The organism is Vibrio sp. V42_P2S4T144 (assembly GCF_009904715.1).
Taxonomy (GTDB): domain Bacteria; phylum Pseudomonadota; class Gammaproteobacteria; order Enterobacterales; family Vibrionaceae; genus Vibrio; species Vibrio alginolyticus.
Map to the genome: position 1 here is coordinate 1 of NZ_WXWS01000445.1, position 2749 is coordinate 2749.

The 2749-nt window shown below is 46.0% G+C and carries 2 protein-coding genes; both read right to left on the bottom strand.

The genetic code is table 11. The features are described from left to right. Positions 1-1999 (bottom strand): FtsX-like permease family protein (locus tag CAG68_RS14950; RefSeq protein WP_161441324.1); only part of this gene is annotated, 1999 nt, incomplete at its 3' end. Further along, positions 1980-2651, bottom strand: coding sequence for an ABC transporter ATP-binding protein (locus tag CAG68_RS14955; RefSeq protein WP_005378040.1), 672 nt, complete (start codon positions 2649-2651; stop codon positions 1980-1982). The genes CAG68_RS14950 and CAG68_RS14955, both read right to left, overlap by 20 nt. Positions 2652-2749: the final 98 nt, after the last annotated feature.

Sequence of the window (2749 nt, forward strand, 5' to 3'; positions counted from 1 at the left end):
ACACACGATCTTGCGGGAGACGGAATACATTCTCTAAGCGATTTTTCAGCCCTTCTCCATTGACGTTATCTTTTAATACTACGCCAAGACCAACATTACCCGTACCTGCAAATGCATACAGCCAATTCCGGTGCGACATCATCACCTGGTTATATGGGTTTCCATAATCGTAGTAAACGCCTACGACTTGCCAATCACCACCAAGCGGTTCTTGCAAGTTAATGAAATCGCCAGGGCGGATATCCAGCTTCAAGGCCATCGACTCACTGACCATTAAGCTCTTGGTAGCGTGCAGTTGATACCAGTAATTTGGGACACCTAACTTGACGGTAAGTGAGTCTAACTCACCTTCAGAAGAGCCCGTACTCACAACTTGCAGAGCACCATGCTCGGTCGGCATATCTTTTTCCCAGCGCCACCAAACCGAGTTCACCTCTGGCTGATTCTGGAGCCATGCGCTCATCCTAGCGGCTGAATTGTTGGTCGGATAGATGTACACATCAGCCGCTAATCGCTGATTTAGCCACTTATCGGTTGTATCTCGAAAGCTTCCGACCATTGTTTCTACACCAATGTTTGCCGCCAGCGCTAACATAAACGCCATCGTAGCCACACCGCGATAGCTCATGCTGGCTGCTGCATCAGCAAAAAACCAACGGACACGAACCCATCGCATGGTATAAGAAAAACTTTGGAACATATGCCACATAATAAATGGCATAAACAACGCCACACTAACCAACATCAGCGCAATAATAGCAAAGCCGGTTTCTTGTGTTTTCGGCGCCTGATATACCGCTATTGCAGCGACACAAAACGCACATGCCGCAAGCGCCTGCCAAGAGAACTCTCTTCCAGCAAATCGCATTAGCGACAGTCGAGAAGAAAGGCGGATTGGTTGTGACTTCAGCAAACGGATTAATGGCCACAGACACGATATCAACGCACCCATCGCTGCCATGATTAGACTGTATAAGCTAGATTGCCATGACCATCCTATGGTTAAGCCTACGTTGGCATCATACAAATCACTCAGGCTCGAAGACACTGCTGGGATAAGTTCATTTGCTAAGATCAAGCCAAAAAAGTTACCACACGCCCACGCAATAAAGACGAGCAAAGACAACTCTAGTAATAAAGCTTGCGCTAACTGTGTTCCGTTAACACCAGTCTGTCTCAAAATACCGACCAAACGTTGTCGCTGGATGAAAGACAGAGACATCGCTTGATAAAAAATAAACAACCCGACCAAAAACGACAACATTCCCATCGCGGTGAGATTCATATGGAATGCGTTAGTTAGCGACTCAAGCTCAGTACGCGTATTCCTAACGAGCGTCATTCCGTTTGGCAACATGTTTTTCAGTGCTATCAGCTTTTCCTCTGGCATTTCGCCACAAGAAATCGCAGACAAACCTGAGCTCCGCTTGAGCATACGCAACAACGATATATCAGTAACCAACCGAGTACCCGAAAGCATCTTGTCCTTATCTACTTGAATAGGCCCGAGACGGCTTCCGTCATTCATCTCAATGAAGTCCCCATCCTGCCAACTCATGTAAGCGGCTAAATCTTGACTAACGAGAATAGGATAAGGAGGCTTCATTAGTGATAAAACCGGCATCTCACCCAGCGATTTTCCTTGTTGTAGTGGGATCATCGCGACAGGATCTATCCCCACCAACATCAGGCTCATATCGGTCTTGGCATCTAGATGAAGCACATCAAACGGTGCACATTGGTTAAACCCAGCTCGACGTAACTGAATATAAAAACCTTGAGGAATTTTATTGGCAGAGTGCTTCGTTCGGATTCGGTATGGCAAAGGATTGGAGAAAAGCTTTTCCCCAGTAGCATAACTTTGTTTTGCATGCTGGTTGATAGAAGTAACACCAACAAGGAGGGACACGCCTAAAGTTAATCCCAGCCAGACAAGAATAATTTGTAGAGGGTAACGACGGTAATGACCGAGTAGTGCCTTAACTACGGGCCATAACATGTAGCTGCCCTCCTTGAAGTCGAATCTTTCCTTCCATATGGGCGGCCACTTTTTCACTGTGCGTCACTAACAGCAAAGTACACTCCAGTTGGCGAGCGAGACTCGTTAATAAGCGCATTACTGCTTCTGCGTTTCGCTCATCTAGACTACCAGTTGGCTCATCAGCAAGCAGGATTTTGGGTTCCATATAGAGTGCACGAGCAATCGCCGCACGTTGTTGCTGACCACCAGACGCCTCTTCCGGATAACGTCCTAGCAATGGCATTAAGTCCAAAGCAGAAAGAATTTGACGCCACAACTCTTTATCTTCCGGCAGACCTTTTAACTGACGACAAAAACGAATATTGTCGGCAATATTAAGTGTAGGAAGCAGGTTGAATTGTTGGAAGATATTCCCAATATTGTTGCGGCGATAAAGGGTTCTTAAATGCTCCGGTGCTTCATGCATAGCAAAATTTGGAAACTGCACTTCACCAGAGTCAGCAGTATCTAATCCGGCGATTAAATTCAGCAGAGTACTTTTGCCCGAACCACTTTCTCCCATCAGAGCAACTTGGTCGCCTTGCTGCAATGTTAATTCTGCCCCTTGTAATACAGGGTGAAACTCTCCCCCGTCTACATAGCCTTTACATAGGTCTGACAGTTTTAACATTGATTATGCCGCTCGGATGGTGTTTAAAAATTGGGATCAGAATCTACACTAAAATCCTGTTAGTAGAAAGTATTTTGAATGCTTGATCACACTATGGA